The organism is Acidovorax sp. CF316, from assembly GCF_000276605.1.
GTDB lineage: Bacteria > Pseudomonadota > Gammaproteobacteria > Burkholderiales > Burkholderiaceae_C > Acidovorax.
Window position 1 is genome coordinate 17,890 of the sequence record NZ_AKJX01000097.1, and the last position, 22,143, is coordinate 40,032.

At 67.6% G+C, this 22,143-nt stretch carries 22 protein-coding genes; 8 read left to right on the plus strand and 14 right to left on the minus strand.

Features of this window, described 5'->3' with window-relative positions; genetic code table 11:
- Positions 1-31: 31 nt before the first annotated feature.
- The 6 genes from PMI14_RS09045 to PMI14_RS09070 all read right to left on the minus strand — a co-directional run bounded on the left by PMI14_RS09045 (position 32) and on the right by PMI14_RS09070 (position 6,131).
- A complete protein-coding gene (locus tag PMI14_RS09045) occupies positions 32-1,414 on the minus strand; it encodes an ATP-binding protein (RefSeq protein ID WP_007853040.1) in 1,383 nt (460 codons plus the stop codon).
- Entirely contained in the window at positions 1,411-2,070 is a 660-nt protein-coding gene (locus PMI14_RS09050) for a response regulator transcription factor (protein ID WP_007853042.1), read from the minus strand. The genes PMI14_RS09045 and PMI14_RS09050 overlap by 4 nt, the downstream gene beginning before the upstream one ends.
- A gap of 75 nt (positions 2,071-2,145) precedes the next feature.
- Complete coding sequence (locus PMI14_RS09055) at positions 2,146-3,678, minus strand: DegQ family serine endoprotease (RefSeq protein ID WP_007853044.1); 1,533 nt, start codon at positions 3,676-3,678, stop codon at positions 2,146-2,148.
- A gap of 295 nt (positions 3,679-3,973) precedes the next feature.
- Positions 3,974-4,378, minus strand: coding sequence for an SRPBCC family protein (locus PMI14_RS09060; protein ID WP_007853045.1), 405 nt, complete (start codon positions 4,376-4,378; stop codon positions 3,974-3,976).
- 154 nt (positions 4,379-4,532) lie between these two features.
- Complete coding sequence (locus tag PMI14_RS09065) at positions 4,533-5,666, minus strand: aldose epimerase family protein (protein WP_007853046.1); 1,134 nt, start codon at positions 5,664-5,666, stop codon at positions 4,533-4,535.
- A 12-nt stretch (positions 5,667-5,678) separates the two neighbouring features.
- Positions 5,679-6,131 (minus strand): hypothetical protein, encoded by a 453-nt coding sequence (locus PMI14_RS09070; protein ID WP_007853049.1) that lies wholly within the window; start codon positions 6,129-6,131, stop codon positions 5,679-5,681.
- A 253-nt stretch (positions 6,132-6,384) separates the two neighbouring features.
- Here PMI14_RS09070 and PMI14_RS34810 point away from each other — a divergent pair, with 253 nt between their 5' ends.
- Both PMI14_RS34810 and PMI14_RS09080 read left to right on the plus strand, forming a co-directional pair.
- A complete protein-coding gene (locus tag PMI14_RS34810) occupies positions 6,385-6,693 on the plus strand; it encodes a hypothetical protein (RefSeq protein ID WP_007853053.1) in 309 nt (102 codons plus the stop codon).
- Positions 6,694-6,791: 98 nt separating this feature from the next.
- Positions 6,792-7,496 (plus strand): HNH endonuclease, encoded by a 705-nt coding sequence (locus PMI14_RS09080; protein ID WP_035202980.1) that lies wholly within the window; start codon positions 6,792-6,794, stop codon positions 7,494-7,496.
- Between the two features lie 48 nt (positions 7,497-7,544).
- Here PMI14_RS09080 and PMI14_RS09085 read toward each other — a convergent pair whose 3' ends face one another.
- Positions 7,545-8,741, minus strand: coding sequence for a serine hydrolase (locus tag PMI14_RS09085; protein ID WP_108016345.1), 1,197 nt, complete (start codon positions 8,739-8,741; stop codon positions 7,545-7,547).
- 47 nt (positions 8,742-8,788) lie between these two features.
- Entirely contained in the window at positions 8,789-9,787 is a 999-nt protein-coding gene (locus PMI14_RS09090; protein WP_007853063.1) for a tripartite tricarboxylate transporter substrate binding protein, read from the minus strand.
- A gap of 127 nt (positions 9,788-9,914) precedes the next feature.
- Between PMI14_RS09090 and PMI14_RS09095 the strand changes: the two genes are divergently transcribed.
- Positions 9,915-10,817 carry a LysR family transcriptional regulator gene (locus PMI14_RS09095; protein ID WP_007853065.1) on the plus strand — a complete coding sequence of 301 codons (903 nt, stop codon included), beginning with the start codon at positions 9,915-9,917 and terminating at the stop codon, positions 10,815-10,817.
- Between the two features lie 126 nt (positions 10,818-10,943).
- On the plus strand, positions 10,944-11,795 hold the full coding sequence (locus PMI14_RS09100) for a hypothetical protein (RefSeq protein WP_199234324.1): 852 nt from the start codon (positions 10,944-10,946) through the stop codon (positions 11,793-11,795).
- 76 nt (positions 11,796-11,871) lie between these two features.
- On the opposite strand, the gene PMI14_RS09105 is transcribed toward PMI14_RS09100, so the two are convergent.
- The 6 genes from PMI14_RS09105 to PMI14_RS09130 all read right to left on the minus strand — a co-directional run bounded on the left by PMI14_RS09105 (position 11,872) and on the right by PMI14_RS09130 (position 17,591).
- Entirely contained in the window at positions 11,872-12,810 is a 939-nt protein-coding gene (locus tag PMI14_RS09105; protein ID WP_007853069.1) for a DMT family transporter, read from the minus strand.
- A gap of 117 nt (positions 12,811-12,927) precedes the next feature.
- Positions 12,928-14,220 (minus strand): TRAP transporter large permease, encoded by a 1,293-nt coding sequence (locus PMI14_RS09110; RefSeq protein WP_007853071.1) that lies wholly within the window; start codon positions 14,218-14,220, stop codon positions 12,928-12,930.
- A gap of 58 nt (positions 14,221-14,278) precedes the next feature.
- Positions 14,279-14,767 carry a TRAP transporter small permease gene (locus tag PMI14_RS09115; RefSeq protein ID WP_007853074.1) on the minus strand — a complete coding sequence of 163 codons (489 nt, stop codon included), beginning with the start codon at positions 14,765-14,767 and terminating at the stop codon, positions 14,279-14,281.
- Positions 14,768-14,855: 88 nt separating this feature from the next.
- Positions 14,856-15,833 carry a TRAP transporter substrate-binding protein gene (locus tag PMI14_RS09120; RefSeq protein ID WP_007853076.1) on the minus strand — a complete coding sequence of 326 codons (978 nt, stop codon included), beginning with the start codon at positions 15,831-15,833 and terminating at the stop codon, positions 14,856-14,858.
- A gap of 46 nt (positions 15,834-15,879) precedes the next feature.
- Positions 15,880-16,761 (minus strand): SMP-30/gluconolactonase/LRE family protein, encoded by an 882-nt coding sequence (locus tag PMI14_RS09125; protein ID WP_007853078.1) that lies wholly within the window; start codon positions 16,759-16,761, stop codon positions 15,880-15,882.
- Positions 16,762-16,772: 11 nt separating this feature from the next.
- Complete coding sequence (locus tag PMI14_RS09130; protein ID WP_007853080.1) at positions 16,773-17,591, minus strand: NAD(P)-dependent oxidoreductase; 819 nt, start codon at positions 17,589-17,591, stop codon at positions 16,773-16,775.
- A 122-nt stretch (positions 17,592-17,713) separates the two neighbouring features.
- Between PMI14_RS09130 and PMI14_RS09135 the strand changes: the two genes are divergently transcribed.
- The 4 genes from PMI14_RS09135 to PMI14_RS09150 all read left to right on the plus strand — a co-directional run bounded on the left by PMI14_RS09135 (position 17,714) and on the right by PMI14_RS09150 (position 22,075).
- Positions 17,714-18,439 carry a FadR/GntR family transcriptional regulator gene (locus PMI14_RS09135; RefSeq protein ID WP_007853081.1) on the plus strand — a complete coding sequence of 242 codons (726 nt, stop codon included), beginning with the start codon at positions 17,714-17,716 and terminating at the stop codon, positions 18,437-18,439.
- Between the two features lie 497 nt (positions 18,440-18,936).
- Positions 18,937-20,037, plus strand: a complete 1,101-nt coding sequence (locus tag PMI14_RS09140; protein ID WP_007853082.1) for a porin — start codon at positions 18,937-18,939, stop codon at positions 20,035-20,037.
- A gap of 157 nt (positions 20,038-20,194) precedes the next feature.
- Positions 20,195-21,634 (plus strand): aldehyde dehydrogenase family protein, encoded by a 1,440-nt coding sequence (locus PMI14_RS09145; protein ID WP_007853086.1) that lies wholly within the window; start codon positions 20,195-20,197, stop codon positions 21,632-21,634.
- Positions 21,635-21,715: 81 nt separating this feature from the next.
- Positions 21,716-22,075 carry a DUF2946 family protein gene (locus PMI14_RS09150; protein WP_007853089.1) on the plus strand — a complete coding sequence of 120 codons (360 nt, stop codon included), beginning with the start codon at positions 21,716-21,718 and terminating at the stop codon, positions 22,073-22,075.
- Positions 22,076-22,143 lie beyond the last annotated feature (68 nt).

The following is a 22,143-nucleotide window of genomic DNA, read 5'->3' on the forward strand; positions in this document are numbered from 1 at the left end:
TGTGCGGCCATGCAGCCGCCGCGTGTGCTGCCTATGCGACCGGAGTCGTGGCGGTGACAGGAAACCGCACCACCACCCGCAACCCGCCGAGCCGGGGCGATGCATCGAGCGCCACGGTGGCGCCATGCGCCTGGGCGATGGCCTGCACTATGGCCAGGCCCAGGCCGCTGCCGGGGGCGCTGTCGGCGGTTTCGCGCACGAAGCGCTGCATCACGCGCTCGCGGTGCTCGGGGGGGATACCCGGGCCGCTGTCTTCCACCACCAGCTCCACCGCCCCATCAGCAGCGCGCTGGATCTGCAGGTCCACCTGGCCGCCGGGGGGCGTGTACTTGACGGCGTTGTCGAGCAGGTTGCGCACCAGCATGCGCAGGGCCTCGGGGCGGCCGGGCACGGGGGCGGGGTCGGATTCGAGCAGGCCCATGTCCATGCTGCGGGCCTGCGCGGCAGGGGCCACATCGGCCAGGGCGAGCTGGGCCACGGCGCGCAGGTCCACTGTTTCGGTCGGGCTGGCGGCAGCGGCCTCTTGCCGGGCCAGGGTAAGCAGTTGCTCCACCAGGCGCGTGGCGCGGTCGATGCCGGCGGACAGGCGCTCCACGGCCACGGCGCGCGCTGCATCGTCGTTGCCCGCGCGCTGCAGCCCTTGCAACTGCAGCCGCAGCGCGGCCAGGGGCGAGCGCAGTTCGTGCGCGGCGTCGGCCACGAAGTGCTGCTGCGCGGCAAAGGCGCCCTGCACGCGCTCGAACAGCAGGTTGAGCTCGGTCACCAGGGGCTGCACCTCGTCGGGCAGTTCCTCGTCGCTCACGGGGGAGAGGTCGTCCGCCTGGCGGCGCGCGAGCTGGCGGCGCACGCCCTCCACCGGCGCGAGGGATCGGCTCACGCCCCACCACACGGCCAGCACCAAGAGCGGCGCCATCACCGCCAACGGCGCCAGCGTGCGCAGGGCCAGCGCGCGCGCCATACCGCTGCGCACTGCCATGTTCTGCGCCACCTGGATGACCTGCGCGCGCGTCTGCAACGAGAACACGCGGTAAGTGCCGCCACGCGCCTGCACATTGGTGAAGCCCAGCACCGCGATCTGCGGTAGCGCCGCGCCCACGGCGGATTCAAAGATGCGCAGGCCCTCGTTGGTCCACACCTGCACGATGAATTCGTGGTTCTCGTCCTCGCCCGAGAGGCCCTGCCCCAGCTCACGCGCATCGGGCGGCAGGCCGGCGCGCAGGGCCAGTGCGGTCTGCTGCATGTGGTAGTCGAACAGCGAGTCGGCCTCGTCCAGCGCGCTGCGGTAGGCCAGCACGCCCTGCACCGCGCCCGCAAGCAGGATGGCCGCGAGCAGAAAGACCAGCAGCTGCGCGCGCAGGGAGCGTGGCAGCAGCGCCGTGCGCCAGGACCTGGGCTGCGTTGTGGTCATCGTCATGCTTTCGGGACGAGGTAGCCGACCCCGCGCACGTTCAACAGGATGTCCGCCCCCAGCTTCTTGCGCAGGCCGTGGATGTACACCTCCACCGCGTTGCTGCTGACCTCGTCGCCCCAGCCGTAGAGCTTGTCTTCGAGCTGCTGGCGCGACAGCACCAGGCCCGGGCGCGCGAGCAGGGGCTCCAGCACGGCCCATTCGCGGCCCGAGAGGACCACGGGAACGCCGTTGACGCTGGCCTCGCGGGTGCTGGGGTTGATGCTCACGCCCTTGTGCTCGTACACCGGCTCGGCCCGGCCGGCAGCGCGGCGCAGCAGTGCGCGGATGCGGGCCAGCAGCTCATCGAGGTCATAGGGCTTGAGCACGTAGTCATCGGCCCCGGCGTCGAGCCCCTCGATGCGCTGGGCCACGGCGTCGCGCGCGGTGGCCACCAGCACGGGGGTGCGGTCCTTGCGCGTGCGCAGGTCGCGCAGCACGGCGATGCCGTCGCGCTTGGGCAGGCCCAGGTCCAGCATCACCAGGTCATAGGCGTTGGCGCGCAGGGCCGTGTCGGCGGCATCGCCATCGCGCACCCAGTCCACGGCATAGCCCTCGGCGCGCAGCAGGTCCTGCACGGCCTCGCCGATCATGGGGTCGTCTTCTACGAGGAGCAGGCGCATGGTGCGGCAAGCATAGCGAAAGAAAGATGGATGGAAAAAGGGGCTGCCGAAGCAGCCCCTTTCATGCGGGAACGATCAGCCCAGGCGCACAGGGACAAAGATCTTGTCGCCGTTGCGCTCGATCAAGAGCGCCACCGACTTGCCCGCCTTGGCCATGGCCGCACGCACCTGCTCGATGTCCTTGGCCGGCGCGCCGTTGATGGCCAGCAGCACGTCGCCGGGCTGCACGCCGGCGGCGGCGGCCGGGCCGCGCGCCTGCTCGATCACCAGGCCCGCGCCCAGGCCCGTCTCGCGGCGCTCATCGGCGTCCAGCGGGCGCAGCGACAGGCCCAGTTGGCCCTTGCCCACGGCATCGTCGGCCTTGGCCACGGCCTTGCCCTTGTCGCTGGCATCGCCCAGGGTGGCGGTCAGCTCCACGGGCTTGCCATGGCGCCACACCGACAGGCGCGCCTTCTGCCCGGGCTGGGCCTGGCCCACCCAGGCCGGCAGGTCGCCCGAGGCCACGATGGGCTGGCCGTCCACCTGGCGGATCACGTCGCCCGCCTGCAGGCCGGCCTTGTCGGCCGGGCTGTCCTTGGTGACGCTGGCCACCAGCGCGCCCTCGGGCTTGTCGAGCTGGAAGGACTCGGCAAACGCCTGGTTCACCTCCTGCACGGCCACACCGAGCTGCGCATGGCGCACCTTGCCGGTGGCCACGATCTGCGACTTGATCTTGTCGGCCAGCTCGATAGGGATGGCGAACGACACGCCCTGGTAGCCACCCGAGCGGCTGTAGATCTGCGAGTTGATGCCCACCACCTCGCCACGCCCGTTGAACAGCGGGCCACCGGAGTTGCCGGGGTTCACCGCCACGTCGGTCTGGATGAAGGGCACCAGGCTGTCGTCGGGCAGCGAGCGGCCCTTGGCGCTGACCACGCCGGCGGTCACGCTGTTCTCGAAGCCAAACGGCGAGCCGATGGCCAGCACCCATTCGCCGACCTGCAGGTCACGCGTGCTGCCCAGGCGCACCGTGGGCAGGTTCTTGGCGTCGATCTTGAGCACGGCCACATCGGTCTTGGGGTCGGCGCCCAGCACCTTGGCGCGGAACTCGCGCCGGTCCGTGAGCTTGACCATCACCTCGCTCGCGCCCTTGACCACGTGGGCATTGGTCAGCACCAGCCCGTCGGCGCTGACGATGAAGCCCGAGCCCTGGCCGTGCGTGGGCACATTGGGCTGCGCGCCACCACCGGCACCGGGAACGCCGAAGCGGCGGAAGAACTCGTAGAAGGGGTCATCGGGGTCCAGGCCAGGGGCCTGGCGCTTTTGCTGCTGGCGCGCGGTGGGCTGCTCGTCATCGTCGTCCCCGTTCATGGAGGTGCGGGTGCTGCCCGTCACGCTGATGTTGACCACGGCCGGGCCGTTCTGCGCGGTGATCTGCGCAAAGCTGGGCAGCGCCGCGCCCGAAGGCAAGGCGGCCTGTTGCGCCACCACGGGTGCCGGCACCGGAGCCGAGGCCCGCGCCTGGTGCCCGCTGATGAGCCCGACGCTCGCGGCGCCCAGGGCCCCTGCGGCCACCAGCGCGGCGATCAGGCGGCGGGGGGTGGATGCGACAAAGCTGGAGGTGTTCATGGTGGTCTGCCTTTCCTAGCAAGAGATTTGCTGTGATGGAAGGCAGTTTCCCGGCGGACACTTAGGCGAAACTTAGGCGGTTGACCCCAACCGGCCCATCGGCGCTGGCCAGCTGCTGGACCTGTGCACGCTGGCACGGTGGGTGCGCGAGGCGCGCAGGCAACCAAGCCAAGGCCTGCTGCGGACAGGTCATTTCTCAAGCTCAGTAGGTCGGCTTTTGGGGGTGATCCAGAGCCATGAACGACCAGCCAGACTTTCGCAATCGGCCAGGATGGGAGTCACCACAGCGACGGGGTCAGACGGCACCTTCTTGCTCAAGAGTCAGCTTGATGGACTGGAGGCCCGCCTGCACCATTGCCTCGATGCTTGGAGCTATTGAATCGGGCAGCACATCCACGGACCAAATGAACCGGCAAGACCCCGGACCTTCCGGCACCACTTGGGCAGAGGCATTGTGGTGTGCAATGCGCTCACTGATCGCCGACCAGGAGACGCGCCGGTTCGACTCGCTGATGGCGACGATTCGCTCGGTTGTTCTGACCCCATTGGCGAACGTCAGGAGGCGGGCACTGCCATCGAACTCGCACTCGACCACGAAGCCTCGCACCAGGCGAGTGTGCAGGTTGCCTACGTCACGAAGTGCATCCCAGGCCTTGTCAGCTCCGACATTGAGCAAAATGCTGTGAGAGAAGTACGCCACGACTGCCTCCGCTTTGATTGGACAGGCGAAGTGTGCGCAAAAGCTGGCGGTTTGACTCGCCGAATTCGGACATCTTCATCCACGCCCTTGCTATCTCCGCGCCGGGGGCCATGCCAACGCAAGCGCGATGGCTGGCCGCCAGGCCCGCGGATCACTACATGAACCGGTACACGATGGCCCCGTGCTCCAGCTCGCCCGGCGCCAGCCAGCGCTTGGGAAACGCCGGGTGATTGGGTGCGTCGGGGTACTCCATGGGCTCAAGGCAGATGCCGTCGCCGGGCTGCCACAGCCAGCCGTCCGTGCCCTCGGCATTGCCGCCCCGCCCCCGGTCGCGCGCCGGGTCGGCCTTGAGGCCGTGGCCCGCGTACACCTGCACGCCGGGCGCGGTGCTCCACACCTGCATGCTGCGGCCGCTCACGGGCTCGCGCAGGCGCGCGGCCAGGCGCAGGCCCGGGGTGCCAGCCGGCAGGGCAAAGGGTGCGCGGGCCGAGACGCCGCTGTCGAGCACCAGGTAGTGGTCCAGCCCGCCGGCCAGGGCCAACCGGTCGCTGGAGGGGTTGGCCGGCTGGGCAATGGCCTCGCCCACCGTGCGCAGCTCGCGAAAATCGAAGACCGTGCCCTGCACCTCCTCGACCTGGCCCAGCGGGCACAGGTCCAGCGCCAGCGGCACATAGTGGCTGGCCGGCACCTGCAACTGGTGGCGGTGCGTGCTGCCATGGCCCGCCAGGTTGAAGAAGGCATGGCCCGTGATGTTGGCGATGGTGGGCGCATCGCCCCCAGCCTCGGCCGTCCAGGCCATCTGCAGCGCGTTGTCGGGCGTGACGGCAATGCGCACCGTGAGCCGCACCGTGCCGGGCACGCCATCGTCCTCGGTGCGGAACACATGGCTCAGCACCAGGGCATCGGCCTGCACCTCGTCCACCGCAAACACCTGAAAGCGGCTGCCGCGCGGCCCGCCATGGTGGTGGTGCGGGCCGCTGTTGGTGGGAAGCTGCAGCGTCAGCGTGCCGCCGGGCAGCGCCAGTTGCCCGCTGCGCACCCGCCCGGCCCAGCGGCCTATGAGGGCGCCCATGGAAAGCTGCCCATCCAGGTAGCCCTGCAGGCTGTCGTACCCCAGCGCCACATCCACCAGGCCGCCCTGCCCATCGGGCACCGCAATCTGCACCAGCCGCGCACCGTAGTTGCTCACAGCCACCTGCATCCCGCCCTCGCCCCGCAGGGTGTAGAGGTCGGTGCGCTGGCCGTGCAGGGTTTGCTGGAATGCTTCGCGGTGGAGGGTGTGGGGCATGGGGGGGGGAGTTTATGCGGGGGCGATTTCCGGCGGCTTCAAGATCTCTCTTTTCCCCAGCACCTCAATAGTGAAACACTTGAACGAAGCGTGGACCGTCTGTCCACGGGTGCCGATTTCCACGCAAATGAAAGGTGGCAAAGGGGTTGTTCCATCGGCATAGAAACCCCTTGCCTCCACATCGAAAGACAACGCTTCAATCACGTTGTCATGGTTGAAGTAACTCATATCAATGGAGGAGCATTCAAAAAATACCATGTCCAGTACGTAAGGTGGGTCCTCGTGCGAAAACTCCAGAGAAGCCTCTATGACAGGATCTTCAAAGCCACCCATGTCCGGGCTGTAGTTACCCCGCTTGAACCCCAGTGAAATGACGCGCGATTCACTGAAACTTTGAAGGCCACCGCTTTCTTCAAAGATGCAGGAGGAGTTCACTATCTTCTGCTTCAGGTCAAATTCATGCATGTCATCTCCCGTCAATAGTCCTGCAGGCTGTCGGCGCCCAGCGCCACGTCTACTAGCCCGCCTTCGCCCCGAAGGGTGAACAAGTCGGTGCACTGGCCGTGCCAGATCTGCTGGAATGCCTCGCGGTGGATGCGTGGGACATGGGGGAGTTTATGCGGGGCGGCAGCTTGCTTCTGGTCAGTTTGGAAAGGCCTGGGCTCCGAAACATGCGCTGCTACGATGGTGGCTACCGGTCTGACACTAGCATCCCCCAATGCAAAAATTCCCTGTTCCGCGGAACGCACAAGCAACTGTTATCGAATGGGCGCCCGAACTTGCAGCCCAGATTGGCAAAAGCGCCGACGACCTCCATCGGAATACAGAGTCGATCCCCTTCCCGCATGACACCGTTCGCGTCGAACTGATGGATCAGTCGGTAGTCGAGTTCAGGAACGCTTTGTTCGTGGTGAGCGAGGCGAAGCGCGCCATCGCCATCTTCACCGAGCATTGTGAGCACCACGTGCTTCCGTACCACGAAGCCAAAGTATTTGTTTGTGGTGAACTGCGCTATTCGCAGGCGTAGCGCAGATGCTCGCTTCGGACCCTGGGTGCCCAGGGAGGCGGGAACGCAAGGCAGGTTGCTAGGTGGCACAGCTGTGCCATGCCCACTCGACTTTTGACATGAACTTCAAAGACTGTATGTTGCACCGTGGGCTGTCGAAGTCCAGTGCAGAAAAATATGCGGGGGCCATTAACGGACCTCTCACGCAATGGGGCAGCGCTGCAGGCGTTCTTTCGGGCCCACTTGTAGCCATGGACTCCCCTGCAAGCTATGCAGTAGTCCGCTCTCAGTTGGCAGAGCTGCCCATCTTCATCGAACGCAATGCACGCGGCCACAACATGTACAGCAATGCCCTCGCGAGATTTGCAAGCTATCTCGATGAAGGCATTCATGGTGACGTTGGACAAGATATCGAGATCATCATGAACGATCCGGCCGTCGGGGCGACAGAGAAAGTCGAATTGGTGAAGGCCCGTATCGGCCAGGGCGCATTCCGACAAAAGCTTCTCTTGCACTGGGACGGATGTGCAGTCACCGGGTACAAGGAACTGACGATGCTGGTGGCCTCGCACGTCAAGGCCTGGAGTGCATCGTCCAACGCTGAAAGGCTGGACCCGTTCAATGGACTGCTCCTGAGTCCAAACCTGGACCGAGCGTTCGACAGAGGTTTCATCACTTTCGATAAGGACGGAGCCATGGAAGTCTCGCCACTCCTAAGCGAGCCCCAAAAAATCGGCATCGTGCCAGGTATGCGTGTTGCACTTCAGCCGAAACACCAGCCGTACATGGAACACCACCGAGACGTCGTCTACTTGTCGAAATGATTCTCGGGTGGGAGATGCGGCCATCAACGAAGCCGATCGCACCGCCCCCTAACCCCTGCACGCCTGGATGAAGCTGTTCAACTCCCCATCCCGATCATGCTCATGCGCCCCCACATAGCGCGGCTCGGGATACACCGCCAAATTCACCACCACCAGCTGCTCTGCGCGGTGGATGTAAATGCGCTGGCCCGAGTGGCCCATGGCCAGCATGGCGCCGTCGTCGGTGAGCCACCAGCCGTAGCCGTAGCCGGTGATGCCCAGCGAGCGGCGCGCGGGGTGAAAGTCTTCGGGGATGTCGAAAGCGCGCGTGGCCATGGCATTGACCCAGCCAGGGGGCAGGATGGCCTGACCGTCCACCACGCCATCGGCGGCCACCAGGGCGGCCAGGCGGCCCATGTCGCGAAGCGACATGCCGGCGCGGCTGCCGGCGATCTCCTGGCCGCCGTCGGATTCGAGGGTGTAGTAGGCGTCGTCTTCCATGCCGCAGGGCTGCCACACCTTGGCGGCCATGTAGTCGGCCAGCGTCTGCCCCGTGGCGGCGCACAGCACGCAGCCCAGCAAATAGGTGTCGCCGGTGTTGTAGTGCCAGTGGCTGCCGGGGCGGTGCTCGGAGGGCAGTGCCTGCAGCATGGCGAGCACGCCGCCGGGCACCTTGTCGGCCAGCGACTTGCTGTAGCGGTTCACGTCGGATTGCTTGTCGGTGTAAACCTCGGACCAGGCGACGCCGGAGCACATGGTCATGAGCTGCCGCACGGTGACGCCGGCGTAGCCGCTGCCCTGCAGTTGCGGCAGGTAGCGCACCACGGGGTCGTCCACGCTGGCGATGGCGCCGTCGCGCACGGCCGCGCCCACCAGCAGTGCGGTCATGGATTTCACGGTGGACATGGTGCTCCAGCGCTCGCCGGGTTGCAGGCCCAGGCCGTAGCGCTCCAGCACCACTTGGCCATCGCGCACCACGAGCAGGCCGGCCACGGCGTTGCGGTCCATGAAGTCTTCGACCGTGCGCGGCTCGCCGCCATGGGTGTAGTGCGGCAGTTGCAGCTCGGGCCCGCGCACCACGGGCCGGGGCGCGCTGCCACGGCGGATGGTGCGCGTGGCAAAGAGCTGGTCGACGATGCGGTAGCCGTAGGCTTGCAAGGGGGGTGACCACAGCAGGAAGTCTTCGCTGCGCGGCAGATGCACGCGGGGCTCGGCGGTGCGGGTGGGTGCGATGGGCAGTGAGTCAGGGGGTGGGTTGGAGGTCATGGTGTCGCGCTGCATGGATGGTGCTTGCTGGCCGTTCGCCCATTCACTCATTCGTTCTGGATGCCCAGGCGGGCGATGATGGGGCCCCACACGGCGGCCTCGTCCTGCATGGTCTTGGCCACGGCCTGCGGGCCCAGGGCGGTGGGCGGGTCCATGAACAGGGTGTCCATGCGGGCCTTGACGACGGGGTCGGCCCAGAACTTCTTCGTCTCGGCATTGAGCCGGTCCACCACTTCCCGGGGCGTGCCCTTGGGCACCATCACGCCGTACCAGCCGCCGGCGGGGAAGTCCCTGAGCCCGGCTTCGTAGACGGTGGGCACATTGGGCAGCGCGGGCGAGCGCTGGCTGCCGAACACCAGCAGCGGCACCACCTTGCCGCCCTTGGCCTGGGGCACCACGCTGGTGATGGCATCGGCCGTGAGCTGGGTTTCGCCCCCGATCAGGCCCACCATGGCCGGGGCCGCGCCCTTGTAGGGCACGTGGGTCATCTGCAGGCCGAAGTGCTGCAGCAGGAACTCGACGTTCAGGTGCGTGGAGTTGCCCTTGCCGGCCGAGCCGTAGTTGAGCGTGTCGGGCTTGGCGCGGGCCAGCTTGACCAGGTCGTCCAGCGACTTGATCCCCGAGGCCGGGCTGGCCACCAGCACCTGCGAGGTGCCTGCGAGCATGAGCACGGGGTCGAAATCCTTCACCGGGTCGTAGGCCAGCGTCTTGTACGAAAAGCGGTTGAGCGACATGTTCGACGTGCTGCCGAACAGCAGCGTGTAGCCGTTGGCCGGCTGCTTGGCCACGTAGCTGGCCGCAATGCCGCCGTTGGCGCCGGGCTTGTTGTCCACCACCACGGGCTGCCCGAGCGAGCGGCCCATGTGGTCGGCCCAGGCGCGCGCCAGCCCATCGGCGGCTCCGCCGGCGGCCACCGGCACCACCACGGTGATGGCGCGCGTGGGGTAGGCCTGCTGCGCCTGCAAGGGCGTGGCCACCAGTGCCGCAAGGCCGGCCAGCGCCAGAGCCAGCCCAGAAAAGAAGCGAGGATGTGTCGATGAAGCCATGGTGCGTGCTGCCTTCGCAATGAGTGGATGCCAGGCCATGCTAGGCACCGGACGGCAGTACGTCCAATGCATAATTATTTGAAAACGCATTACCGCTACTCATGACAATTCCCATCGGAGCCCCGCCATGAACCTGCAGCAGTTCGAGCATTTGCTCGCCGTGGCCGAAACCGGCTCCTTCAGCCGCGCGGCCGAGCAGCTGTACCTGACGCAGCCTGCGCTGAGCCGCAGCATCCTGGCCATGGAAGACGAGCTGGGCGCCCCGCTCATCGAGCGCGCGGGCAAGCGCAAGGCGCTCACGCCGCTGGGCGTGCTGGTGGCGGCGCGGGCCCGGCGCATCGGGCTGGAGGTGTCGGAGCTCAAGCGCAGCGCCAGCCTGCTGGCGGGGCTGGAGATCGGCAGCGCCAAGCTCGGCCTGGGCCCCGCGCCCACGGCGATGCTGGCCGTGCCGCTGCTGCAGCACATGCTGGCGCAGCACCCGCGCATCCACATCCAGCTCTCCAGCGGGCCGGCCGAGCTGCAGCTGCAGAGCCTGCGCGCGCGCACGCTGGATGCGCTGGTAATCCACCGACGCACCCTGCCCCCGGCCGACGACCTGGACGTGGAGCTGTTCCCCGACATGCGCCTGGGCTTTGTCTGCCGCAGCGGCCACCCCTTGCACGGCGCGGCCCAGGTGGCGTTTGCCCAGTTGCGCCAGTACCCGCTGGCCGGCACGGGCCTGAGCGACGAGGCCGTGCACAGCCTGAACGCCCACTTCGGGCGCACCGCGCACTTCAGCGAAGCCTTGCAGATCCAGTCGGACGAGGTGGCCTGCCTGCTCGACGTGGTGCGCACCACCGACGCCGTGTTCCTGGGCACCATCGAAGCCGCCCGCGCGCTCATCGACCAGGGCGAACTGGCCGAGCTGCGGCTGACCCGCCCGCTGCGGCTGACCTCGCAGTTCGCCTTTGTCACGCTGGAGGGCATATCGCAGGCGCCAGCGCTGAAAGTGGTGCGGGATTTCTGTGCGCAGCGGATGGGGGGCGGGTGAGGCGCTTAGTGCGCCTTTTGCCGCAACGTTGTTCACGGCGTGGCGGCCGTAAGATGCGCTGCGAAACCGGGCGCAACGCGTACAGCGCCGCCATCATCAACCTGCAGGTACAGACAAATGAACACCATGCGCCGCCTTATTGCAGCAGGCATTGCAGCCACCGTGGGCTGGAAAGGGGCTTGGGGCCAGAAGCCCGAAGAGCGCCCGCCCAGCGGCAAGGCCACGGCCCCGACGCCTGAACCACCATCGTCAGTACAGCCCCGCCACGTGCTGTGCTTCCTCGGAAAAAGCAGCAACCTGGCGCCATTGAAGGCCGCAGTGGCGGGCGCGGTGCGTGATTTCGCGACCGGGTTCAGTGCGGACGAGGACTACTCCCTCTCCGAGCCCGACGGGCGCATGCAGCGGTCTTTCGAGGTGAACCGCGACCGGGTGGTACCCAATGCGTGGACCGCGGCGGACGAAAAGGCGGTCGCCAGCCACCGCTCCGTCCTCTACGTGCTGGGACCGCCCATGGACCGCAAAGACACGGTCAAGGTCTCGATGGCCGCACTGCAGCTGGTGGGCCGCGTGCTCGATGCCGGGGCGGTGGCCGCCAAGGGCGAAAGCGCAGGCGTCGCGCACGGGATCGACCGGTGGCGGGAACTGGTGCGCCAGGGTGCCCAGGCCCAGCAGTCGGGCGACCTGCTGGCGCAGCAACGGGTGGGCCGCCTGGCCTTCGCCCGGCGCCCGATATCGGACAAGGGCTACCTGCAAAGCGTGGGCTTTCACCTGGTCGGCTTGCCGGAGGTGTATGCGCCGCAATCGCTTGGATCGGAGCTGCAGGTGGTGGCGCTGATGGATGCCGTAGCGGATGAGATGGCACAGCACGGGCTGGCGCAGGTGCTCCAGCAGCGTCGTGCTGCCCACACGCTCGCCTCCACGTATGAGGAGGACGATTTCAAGTTCAACCCCTATGGGATAGTCCGCCTGCCCCGATAGCGCCCACCGGGGGCGGCGAGGCGCAGCACTGCGCATGGGAGCGCTCGCGGACCCAAGGCCACGCCCTTGGCCGCCCTCACTTCCCTGCCCCACCCGGCCCCGCATCGCGCGTCACCAGCCAGATGCCTGCGCACACCAGCACCAGCGCGACCAGGTTCTTCCACTCCAGCAGGGCCTCGCCCAGGAAGATGGCCGACAGGCCGGCGCCGAACACCGGCACGGTGAAGTTGAACACCGTGACCTGGCTCACGCGGTTGTGCTTGAGCAGCAGGCTCCACAGCGAGAAGGCGGCCGAGGACAGCAGGGCCAGGTACACCAGCAAGGCGGTGGATGCGGGGGTGAAGCCGGTGAGCGAGCCGCCCGCGCCCCAGCCCATGGCCAGCAGGGCCACGCCGCCGATGGCCAGTTGCCAGCCGGTCATGACGACCGAATCCATGCGCTGCGAGACCTGCTTGCCGTAAATGCTGGCGGCGGCCAGCACCAGGGCGGCCAGCACCACGAAGCCTTCGCCGAGCAGGGTGAAATCGAGGTCCAGGCTGCCCCGGCCCAGGTTGACCACCATGACGCCCGCAAAACCCACCACGCAGCCCCACAGCTTGGCGTGGCTGAGCCGATCGTTGTGGTAGACCCAGTGCGCCAGCAGCACGCTGAAGAAGGTGCCGGTGGCGTTCATGATGGAGGCCTTGACCCCCGTGGTATGCGCCACGCCCACATAGAAGAACACGTACTGCAGCGCGGTCTGCGCCAGGCCCAGCACCACCAGCTGGCGCGGTGCGCCAGTGCCCAGGGCCACGATGCTGCGGCCGCTGGCGACGGCCCACGCGAGCAGGATCAAGCCGGCGCCCACGAAGCGCCAACCGGCGAAGACGAGCTGGGTGGGGATGTCGCCCTTGGCGATGCCGAACCAGGCGTAGCCGGTCTTGATGGCGGGGTAGGAGCTGCCCCAGAGCAGGCAGCACAGCAGTGCCACGGCGACGAGGACCTTGCGGTCGGCGAAACGGGAAACAGCCCCCATGCGGAAATCTTTCAGTCAAAAGTAAAACGAGGCGCCCGAGGGCGCCTCATGAATGCTATCGCTCAGTGCAGAAAAAAAGACGCAGGGGGCCGGCCTCGCCGCCAGGCCCCCTGCGCTTCACCCACCACCCTTGAGGACCAGGTCCGGCAGCCACATGGAGAACTGCGGCACGTAGGTCACGAGCATCAGCGCCACGATGAGCGCGCTGTAGAACGGCCAGATGGTCTTCATCACCTCACCCACGGAGATGCCGCCGATGGTGCAGCCGATGAACTGCGTGGTGCCCACGGGCGGCGTGTTCAGGCCCAGCGCGCAGTTGATCAGGATCACGATGCCGAACTGCTCGGTGCTCATGCCGAACTGCTGGCAGATGGGCAGGAAGATCGGCGTGCAGATCAGGATGGTGGCCGCCATGTCGAGGAAGGTGCCCAGGATGAACAGGATGATGTTCACGCACAGGAAGATGACCCAGGGCGAGGTGCTCATGGACTTGAGCGCATCGCCCGTGAGCTCGGCCACGCCGTACAGGCCGATGAGGTAGCCGAACATGGACGAGATGCCGATCAGCAGCAGCACGGTGCCCGTGGTCTTGACGGCCTTGGACGCGGCCTTGAGGAACTGCTCGCGCGTGAGCTTCTTGTAGACGAAGACCGAGAGCACCAGCGCCCACAGCACCGCCACCGACGCCGACTCGGTGGCCGTGAAGGCCCCCGACAGGATGCCCGCGATGATGATCACCACCACGGCCAGGCCGGGGACGGAGGCGCGGAACGAGATCCACACGATCTCCCAGCCGGGGAAGGTGCCGGCGGGGTAACCGCGCTTGACGGCCACGAGGTAGGCGGCTGCCAGGTTGCAGATGGTCAGCAGCAGCGCGGGCACGATGCCGGCGAGGATCAGCGCAGCGATGCTCACCTTGCCGCCGGCGGCCAGCGTGAAGATGATGAGGTTGTGCGAGGTGGGCATGAGCGCGCCCACCAGCGAAGCGTGCGTGGTCACGTTCACCGCGTAGTCGGTGTGGTAGCCCTCTTTCTTCATCTGCGGGATGAGCACGGCCCCCATGGCCGAGACGTCGGCCACGGGCGAGCCCGAGACGCCGCCGAACAGCGTGCAGGCGAGCACGTTGCTCATGCCCAGGCCGCCGCGCACGTGGCCGGCCACGCTCTTGGCGAAGTTGACGATGCGGTCGGCGATGCCGCCGTACATCATGATCTCACCGGCAAAGATGAAGAACGGGATGGCCAGGAACGAGAACGGGTTCATGCCCGAAATCATCTGCTGGAAGCCCACGGCCAGCGGCAGGCCTTCGTAGAGGATGGTGGCCAGCGAGGACAGGCCGATCGAGAAGGCCACGGGCACGCCCAGCAGCAGCAGAAGCGTGAAGGTCACGCAGAGGATGGTCAACGCCATGGTGGTGGAATCTTTGTAGGGACGTGAGGGTGCGAAAGAACGGCTCGGGGGCGGGGAATCAATGCCAGGCCGGCTCGACTTCCACGCCGCGCAGGATGGCGATGATGTGCTCCAGCGAGAACATGGCCACCAGCACGCCGGCCATGGCGGGCGGCACGTACTTGAAGGCTTCGGAGATACCGAGCGTGGGGATCTTGTAGGGCGCGACCGACTCGGCCAGTACGCCGCAGTTCCAGGCCATGACGACGCCGAACAGCAGCACCAGCGCGTGGATCAGCAATTCGAGCTTGGTGCGCAGCCAGTCGGGCGCCAGCACCAGAAAGGATTCGAGGCCGATGTGGCCCGCATCGCGCACCCCCACGGCCATGCCGAGCATGGTCACGTAGAGCACGAGCAGCACGGCGCCGCTCTCGGCCCAGGTGGGCGTGTCGTTGAACACATAGCGGCCGATGACCTGGTAGAGCACGGCGCAAACCAGCAGGACGAGCCCTCCCACCCCGAGTTGAAGGCAGGTGCGCGCGATGAAAGCGCAGAGTCGCGTGTACATAGTGGACATTCAATAACAACAACTGGAAAGGGGCAGGCGGCGGGCGCTTGCGTCCCGGTACCGCCTGCCCTCAGGGCTCTGCTTTTTCTTACTGCACGGCGTCGATGCGCTTGACCATGTCCTGCAGCTTGGGGTCCTTGAGGAACTTGTCGTACACCGGCTTCATGGCGGTCTTGAAGGCGACCTTGTCGATTTCCACGATCTGCGCGCCGCCGGCCTTCACGGTGGCCAGGGATTTCTCTTCGCGTTCGTCCCAGATCTTGCGCATGAAGCCCACCGACTCCTTGGCGGCGGCGCGGATGGCCTTCTGGTCATCGGCGCTCAGGGTGTCCCAGACGCGCTTGGAAAACAGCAGGATCTCGGGCGCCATCGAGTGCTCGGTCTTGTTGAAGTACTTGGCGACTTCGAAGTGGCGCGAGCTCTCGTAGCTGGGGTAGTTGTTCTCGGCAGCATCCACCAGGCCGGTCTTGAGCGCGGTGTAGACCTCGCCGAAGGGCATGGGGGTGGCATTGGCGCCCATGGCCTCGAGCAGCGAGACCCACAGGTCGCTCTGCTGCACGCGCACCTTCAGGCCCTTGACGTCGGCCAGGGTCTTGACGGGCTTCTTGACGGTGTAGATCGAGCGTGCGCCGCTGTCGTAGAAAGCCAGGCCCACGAAGCCCTGCGATTCGCAGTCCTTCAGGATCTCGTCGCCGATGGCGCCGTCGAGCACCTTGCGCATGTGTTCCTTGTCGCGGAACAGGAAGGGCATGGTGGGCACCATGGTGGCGGGGCAGATGTTGTTCATGGGCGCGACGTTCACGCGCGTCATGGCGATGGCGCCCAGCTTGGTCTGCTCGATGGTGTCCTTCTCGATGCCCAGGGACCCCTTGGCGTAGACCTTGATGCTGTGCTTGCCGCCCGTGGCCTTGGACAGCGTCTCGCCCATGTGGCGCACGGCCAGCACGGTGGGGTAGTCCTCGGGGTGGATGTCCGACGAGCGGAATTCGGTGGCCTGCGCGGCCAGGCTGCCCAGCAGCATGCCGGCGGCCAGCGCCACGCGGCCAAAGAGGTGGGGAACGTTCATGGTGGTTGTCTCCTGGGTTGAAAAGGGGTGTGCGGTGCTGCGCTGCTCAGGCAGCGCGGTACGGGGCTTCTGCGAGCCCGCGCACGCCGGGGCGGGCCACGAAGACCGCGCCGCCGTGGGCAATGTCGTTGCCCTGCGGCTGGCCGGGGCGGATGGAGGTGATGAACAGCAGGTCCAGGTCGGGCCCGCCGAAGCTGCACATCGAGGGCTTGCTGACCGGCACGCTGAGCGAGCGGTCAAGCACGCCCTCGGGCGTGAAGCGGTGCACCACGCCGGCATCGTTGCCGCAGATCCAGTAGCAGCCATCGGCGTCGATGGCGCCGCCATCGGGCCGGCCGGGCAGCTCGCGCATGTCCACGAACAGGCGCCGGGGGCCCAGGCTGCCATCGTCGTGCAGGTCCAGCGTCCAGACCTTCTGCACACTGGGGTGGCTGTCGCTCAGGTACATGGTGGCGCCGTCGGGGCTGAAGGCCAGGCCGTTCTGCGTGACCAGGCCTTCGACCTGGGGCACAGACAGGCCGCGCACATCCTGGCGGTACAGGCCGCCGGCGGGCTGGGCGAGCGCCATGTCGCGCACCATGGTGCCGGCCCAGAAGCGCCCCTGGCGGTCGCAGCGGCCATCGTTGAAGCGCATGCCGTCCTGCGGGTGCTGCACGGCCGAGATGAGGGTGCAGGCCAGCGTGCCGTCATCGGCCGGGCGCAGGTGAAAGAGGCCGGTGTCCATGCCGGCGATGAGGCCGCCGTCGGCATGCAGGGCGATGCAGGCCAGGCGCTCGGGCGTGGCCCAGCTGGTCAGCTGGCGGTCGGCCCAGCGCAGGCGGCGCAGCGCGCGGCCTTCGATGTCCACCCAGTACAGCGCCTGTTCGGTGACAGACCACAGCGGGCTCTCGCCCACCTGGTCGCGGTGGTCGGGCAGCAGCAGTTCCATGGCGGGGGTACTCACTCGAAGGGACCGGTGCGCACGAAGGGGCCACCCTGGTAGATGACGGCCGGGTCGGAGAGGTCGGGCGACGGGTCGGCCGCCTCCACCTTGGCGCGGAAGGGCTCGGAGCTGTCCTGTGGCCGGTAGCCGATGTGGCGCGCCAGGGTGTTGTCCCACCAGGTGGTGGTGTTGTCGCCCATGCCGTAGATGGTGCTGTGGCCCACCACGGGCGCGGTGAGGCTGGCGACGACCAGGCGTTCCAGGTCGTCGTAGCTCATCCAGGTGGCGAGCATGCGGCGGTTGCGCGGCTCGGGGAAGGAGGAGCCGATGCGCAGGCACACGGTCTCGATGCCGTAGCGGTCGAAGTAAAAGCGCGACAGGTCTTCGCCGAAGGCCTTGGACAGGCCGTACAGGCCGTCCGGCCGGGCCGGGTCCTTGAGGCCCACGACCTCGTCCTGGCGGTAGAAGCCGGTGACGTGGTTGCTGCTGGCAAAAATCACGCGCTTGACGCCCTGCTTGCGCGCGGCTTCGTACAGGTTGTACGCGCCGACGATGTTGGCCGGCAGGATGGCGTCCCAGGGTTGTTCGGTGGACACGCCACCCAGGTGCACCACGGCGTCCACGCCGGCCAGCAGTTCGTGGATGGCGGCGGCGTCTTCCAGCTTGGCGGGGTGCACTTCCTCGCCAGCGGCCTCGGCACCCAGTTCGGCGATGTCGGACAGGCGCAAAGTGGTGCAGTAGGCCTTCAGACGGGTGCGCAGTTCACGGCCCAGACCGCCGGCGGCACCGGTGAGCAGCAGGCGGTTGAATCGGATCGGTGTCGGGTGACAAGGCATGGAAATTCGGAATGTTCTTGGTACAGTGGCGGTATGCTTCGTTGCACGTCATCAGTTGTCGTACAACGCGAATGCAATGTACTCCCAAGCGCCCCCCGATCACATAGGGATAACACCGAGAAATGAACACCGCCATCGCCCTTCGCCGCAAGCCCCGCACCCTGGCCCTGGAGCTGGTTGAATCCCTGGGCGACCGCATCCGCGACGGGCGCCTGGCGCTGGGCGACAAGCTGCCCACGGAGGCGGCGATCATGGCCGAGTTCGAGGTCAGCCGCACCGTGGTGCGCGAGGCGATCTCCAAGCTGCAGGCCTCGGGTCTGGTGGAAACGCGCCACGGCATCGGCACCTTCGTGCTGGGCCTGGGGCAGGCGCCGGGCTTCAAGATCACCCCCGACCAGTTCAGCACGCTGCGCGACGTGATCGCCGTGCTGGAGCTGCGCATAGGCGTCGAGACCGAGGCCGCCGCGCTGGCCGCGCAGCGCCGCACCGACGCCAACATCGCCGCCATGCGCGTGGCGCTGGATGCCGTGACCAAGGCCGTGGACGAAGGGCGCGACGCCGTGGCGTCGGACTTCCAGTTCCACCTGGAGATCGCGCGCGCCACGCAGAACAGCCATTTCGCCGAGCTGATGGGCACGCTGGGCAGCATGATCATCCCGCGCGCGCGGCTCGAGGCCGGCGACAGCCAGAGCGACCTGCGCCAGTACCTGCGCCGCGTGAACGGCGAGCACGAGAGCATCTACGACGCCATCGTCGGCCAGGACCCCGATGGCGCGCGCGCGGCCATGCGCACCCACCTGGCCAACAGCCGCGAGCGGCGTCGCCGCGCCCAGGCCGAGGCCGGCTGACCCCCGGGGGCCTGGCCCCCGCCCCCCTCACCCTGCTCCACTGCTTCCCCGGAGCGCGGCCCCTCGGGCCGTGTCCGTACTAACCCGAAGCCATGACTTCGCATTTTGTTGTACGATGACATACAACAAATCACCGCGTTGTGTCCGCTGCCCCGGCCCCGAAGCCCTGGCGCGCCCCAGCGCACGCCTTATTGCCTGGGAGTTTTTGTCCAATGACCCCACCGAAATGCGCGCCGCCGACCGGCATGGGACCTTGTGAGGTCAGACATCTGCCGGACTCCCCGGCGGCCCCGGTAGCCGCGGCCGGCTGAGCGCCGCGGAGCCCCACCGCCCGCGGGTCGACCCCGCACCACCGCCAACACCCGATACCGCGCTGCGCCGTACCGGCGCAGTGCCCTGCCCATTCACCCGAGGAGCCCGCCCGCCCCATCCATTCCATCCCCGCTTTCATCAACCCTGAAGAAAACAAGAGACGAGAACGAGAGAGAGACAAAACCATGACGAAGAAGACGCAAATTTCCCACCTGTCCCTGGCCGCCTGCGCTGCGCTGCTGGCCGCTGCGCCGGCCGCCCAGGCCCAGTCGAGCGTGACGCTGTTCACCCTGGTCGACCTCAACGTCAGCCACTACAGCGCGGGCTCGCGCTCGGGCGGCGGCAGCGTGACGGCCATGAACGACGGCACGACCAACGGCCTGAACGGTTCGCGCTGGGGCATCCGCACCGTGGAGGACCTGGGCGGCGGCCTGAAGGCCGGCGTGCTGCTGGAAAACGGCTTCAATGCCGACAACGGCACCTTCGGCCAGGGCGGCCGCGCCTTCGGTCGCCAGGGCTTCGTGTGGCTGTCCTCGTCCACGGTGGGCGAGTTGCGCCTGGGCCGCCAGTACATCCTGGAAGATTCGGTCATGGGCCTGAGCAACCCCTTCACCAACGCCCTGACGCTGAATCCCGGCACCGGCGTGACCAACGCCGGCAAGGCCTTGCCGCTGTGGCTCAACGCGCCGCGCGCCGACAATGTGCTGCAGGTGCAGACCGTCAACTACAGCGGCTTCCAGGCAGCGGCCCAGGTGGCGCCCGGCGAGGGCACGGCCGACCGCTTCTACGGCGTCAAGCTCAGCTACGCCCAGGGCCCGTTCAACAGCGCGCTGTCGTACGAGTGGAACCGCTCGCGCACCACGGGCGACAACGTGAACAAGTCGCTCACGGTGGCGGCCAACTACAACTTCGGCGTGGTCAAGGTGCTGGGCGGCGTGCAGCGCAACCGCGACCTGGCCACCACCTCGGTGAACGGCGCCTTCACGGGCAACAACCTGACCGTGACCGGCACCAACACCTTCGCCATGGACCGCAGCGACGGCACCACCATCGGCGTGGAGGTGCCCGTGGGCTCCTTCGTGCTGCTGGGCGCCAACTACACGCGTGTGAAGTACGCCAACGCGGCCGGCCAGAACGACACCCTGGGCAAGGTCGCCGTGGGTGCGCGCTACGCGCTGTCCAAGAACACCTTCCTGTATGCGTCGGCCTCGCAATCGACCGGCGGACTCAAGGATTTCATCAGCCAGAAGAGCGTCACGCAGGTCGGCGTGCGCACGGCTTTCTAAGGCACGCCAGAATGGGTCCCCTGCCACCGCACACCGGCAACCGCTGCACAATGCACTGCTCCGCGCAGGCGCCTTGTTGCTGCGGCCAGGCCCGTGCGGCGGGCCGGCGGCCTGTTCGGCACCGTTGCCACCACTTTCCCACTACCTGCACCACACCATGCATGCAAACCTGATTGGCGGAACCTGGACCGAAGGCGTCCGCGGCTACCGCAACACCAACCCCTCGGACACCCGCGACGTGATCGGCGACTACGCCGTGGCCAGCCGCGAGCAGGCGCTGGAGGCCGTGTCGGCAGCGCACGCGGCCTTCCCGGCGTGGAGCCTGTCAACCCCGCAGCAGCGCTTCGACGTGCTCGATGCCGTGGGCAACGAGATCATCGCGCGCAAGGCCGAGCTCGGTGACCTGCTGGCCCGCGAAGAGGGCAAGACCCTGCCCGAGGCGATTGGCGAAGTGGGCCGTGCGGCCGCCATCTTCAAGTTCTTCGCCGGCGAGGCGCTGCGCCCCGGCGGCGAGGTGCTGCCCTCGGTGCGCCCCGGCGTGGGCATCGAGATCACGCGCGAGCCCCTGGGCGTGATCGGCATCATCACGCCGTGGAACTTCCCCATCGCCATCCCGGCCTGGAAGATCGCCCCGGCCCTGGCCTACGGCAACTGCGTGGTGTTCAAGCCCGCCGAGGTGGTGCCAGGCTCCGCCTGGGCGCTGGCCGACATCCTGCACCGCGCGGGCCTGCCGGCCGGCGTGTTCAACCTGGTGATGGGCCGCGGCTCGGACGTGGGCCAGGTGCTGCTGGAAGACGAGCGCATCGCCGGCGTGAGCTTCACCGGTTCGGTGGGCACGGGCCAGCGCGTGGCGGCGGCCTGCGTGCCGCGCGGCGCCAAGGTGCAGCTCGAAATGGGCGGCAAGAACCCCTTCGTGGTGCTCGACGACGCCGACCTGGCCGTGGCTGTGGGCGCTGCCGTCAACAGCGGCTTCTTCTCCACCGGCCAGCGCTGCACGGCCAGCAGCCGCGTGATCGTGACCGAAGGCATCCACGACCGCTTCGTGGCCGCCGTGATCGAGAAGATGAAGACCCTGAAGGTGGACGACGCACGCAAGGCCGGCACCGACATCGGCCCCGTGGTGGACGACCGCCAGCTGGCGCAGGACCTGGAGTACATCGGCATCGGCCAGCAGGAAGGCGCCAAGCTTGCCTTTGGCGGCGAAGCCCTGGAGAAGAACGCCGACGGCGCACCCGGCTTCTACCTGCGCCCGGCCCTGTTCACCGAGACCACGCCCGGCATGCGCATCAACCGCGAAGAGATCTTCGGCCCCGTGGTGAGCGTGCAGCGCGTGAAGAACTACGAGGAAGCGCTGGCCCTGGCCAACGACACCCCGTTTGGCCTGGCCAGCGGCATCGCCACCACCAGCCTCAAGCACGCCACGCACTTCAAGCGCCACGCCCAGGCCGGCATGGTGATGGTGAACCTGCCCACGGCCGGCGTGGACTACCACGTCCCGTTCGGCGGCCGCAAGAGCAGCAGCTACGGCCCGCGCGAGCAGGGCCGCTATGCCGCCGAGTTCTACACCACGGTGAAGACGGCGTACACGCAGGCCTGATCCGTCCTGGCTTGGCGCACAGCAATCGGGCGCCTTGGGCGCCCGATTGCTTTTGGCGGCTTGCCTGCATAATTGCGCCCCATGCACGCCCTTCGAACCTTTGCCGCCCTGCGCCTCCTGGTGCTGGCCTGGTTCATGGCGTCCATGGGCGTAGCCATTGCCGCGCCGCTGGTGAACCCGCAGCCCATCGAGGTGATCTGCTCGGGCGCGGGCACCATCAAGCTGCTGGTGCAGACCGACGATGGCACCGTGGAGATGGGCAGCATGGGCATGGACTGCCCGCTGTGCGCCAGCACCGTGGGCGCACCGCCTTCGGTGCCCACGGCCTTTGTCCCCATGCCGCAGCCGCTGGCGCACGCCGTGCAGCCCGTGGAGGCGGCGCGCATCGCCGCCATCACCGCGGCCCCCCTGCCCGCACGCGGGCCCCCCACCGCCCTCTGACCCGACCGCCGCTCGCGCAGGCCCCTGGACGCCAGGGCTGCGCGGCCTTCGTTCCTGTCCGTGTTGCG

Bases quoted from the DNA above. Each gene is read 5' to 3' on its own strand.
- PMI14_RS09045 (WP_007853040.1), bottom strand. From the start codon at position 1,414: ATGACGATGACCACAACGCAGCCCAGGTCCTGGCGCACGGCGCTGCTG.
- PMI14_RS09050 (WP_007853042.1), bottom strand. From the start codon at position 2,070: ATGCGCCTGCTCCTCGTAGAAGACGACCCCATGATCGGCGAGGCCGTG.
- PMI14_RS09055 (WP_007853044.1), bottom strand. From the start codon at position 3,678: ATGAACACCTCCAGCTTTGTCGCATCCACCCCCCGCCGCCTGATCGCC.
- PMI14_RS09065 (WP_007853046.1), bottom strand. From the start codon at position 5,666: ATGCCCCACACCCTCCACCGCGAAGCATTCCAGCAAACCCTGCACGGC.
- PMI14_RS09070 (WP_007853049.1), bottom strand. From the start codon at position 6,131: ATGCATGAATTTGACCTGAAGCAGAAGATAGTGAACTCCTCCTGCATC.
- PMI14_RS34810 (WP_007853053.1), top strand. From the start codon at position 6,385: ATGCAAAAATTCCCTGTTCCGCGGAACGCACAAGCAACTGTTATCGAA.
- PMI14_RS09080 (WP_035202980.1), top strand. From the start codon at position 6,792: ATGAACTTCAAAGACTGTATGTTGCACCGTGGGCTGTCGAAGTCCAGT.
- PMI14_RS09085 (WP_108016345.1), bottom strand. From the start codon at position 8,741: ATGACCTCCAACCCACCCCCTGACTCACTGCCCATCGCACCCACCCGC.
- PMI14_RS09090 (WP_007853063.1), bottom strand. From the start codon at position 9,787: ATGGCTTCATCGACACATCCTCGCTTCTTTTCTGGGCTGGCTCTGGCG.
- PMI14_RS09095 (WP_007853065.1), top strand. From the start codon at position 9,915: ATGAACCTGCAGCAGTTCGAGCATTTGCTCGCCGTGGCCGAAACCGGC.
- PMI14_RS09100 (WP_199234324.1), top strand. From the start codon at position 10,944: ATGCGCCGCCTTATTGCAGCAGGCATTGCAGCCACCGTGGGCTGGAAA.
- PMI14_RS09105 (WP_007853069.1), bottom strand. From the start codon at position 12,810: ATGGGGGCTGTTTCCCGTTTCGCCGACCGCAAGGTCCTCGTCGCCGTG.
- PMI14_RS09110 (WP_007853071.1), bottom strand. From the start codon at position 14,220: ATGGCGTTGACCATCCTCTGCGTGACCTTCACGCTTCTGCTGCTGCTG.
- PMI14_RS09115 (WP_007853074.1), bottom strand. From the start codon at position 14,767: ATGTACACGCGACTCTGCGCTTTCATCGCGCGCACCTGCCTTCAACTC.
- PMI14_RS09120 (WP_007853076.1), bottom strand. From the start codon at position 15,833: ATGAACGTTCCCCACCTCTTTGGCCGCGTGGCGCTGGCCGCCGGCATG.
- PMI14_RS09125 (WP_007853078.1), bottom strand. From the start codon at position 16,761: ATGGAACTGCTGCTGCCCGACCACCGCGACCAGGTGGGCGAGAGCCCG.
- PMI14_RS09130 (WP_007853080.1), bottom strand. From the start codon at position 17,591: ATGCCTTGTCACCCGACACCGATCCGATTCAACCGCCTGCTGCTCACC.
- PMI14_RS09135 (WP_007853081.1), top strand. From the start codon at position 17,714: ATGAACACCGCCATCGCCCTTCGCCGCAAGCCCCGCACCCTGGCCCTG.
- PMI14_RS09140 (WP_007853082.1), top strand. From the start codon at position 18,937: ATGACGAAGAAGACGCAAATTTCCCACCTGTCCCTGGCCGCCTGCGCT.
- PMI14_RS09145 (WP_007853086.1), top strand. From the start codon at position 20,195: ATGCATGCAAACCTGATTGGCGGAACCTGGACCGAAGGCGTCCGCGGC.
- PMI14_RS09150 (WP_007853089.1), top strand. From the start codon at position 21,716: ATGCACGCCCTTCGAACCTTTGCCGCCCTGCGCCTCCTGGTGCTGGCC.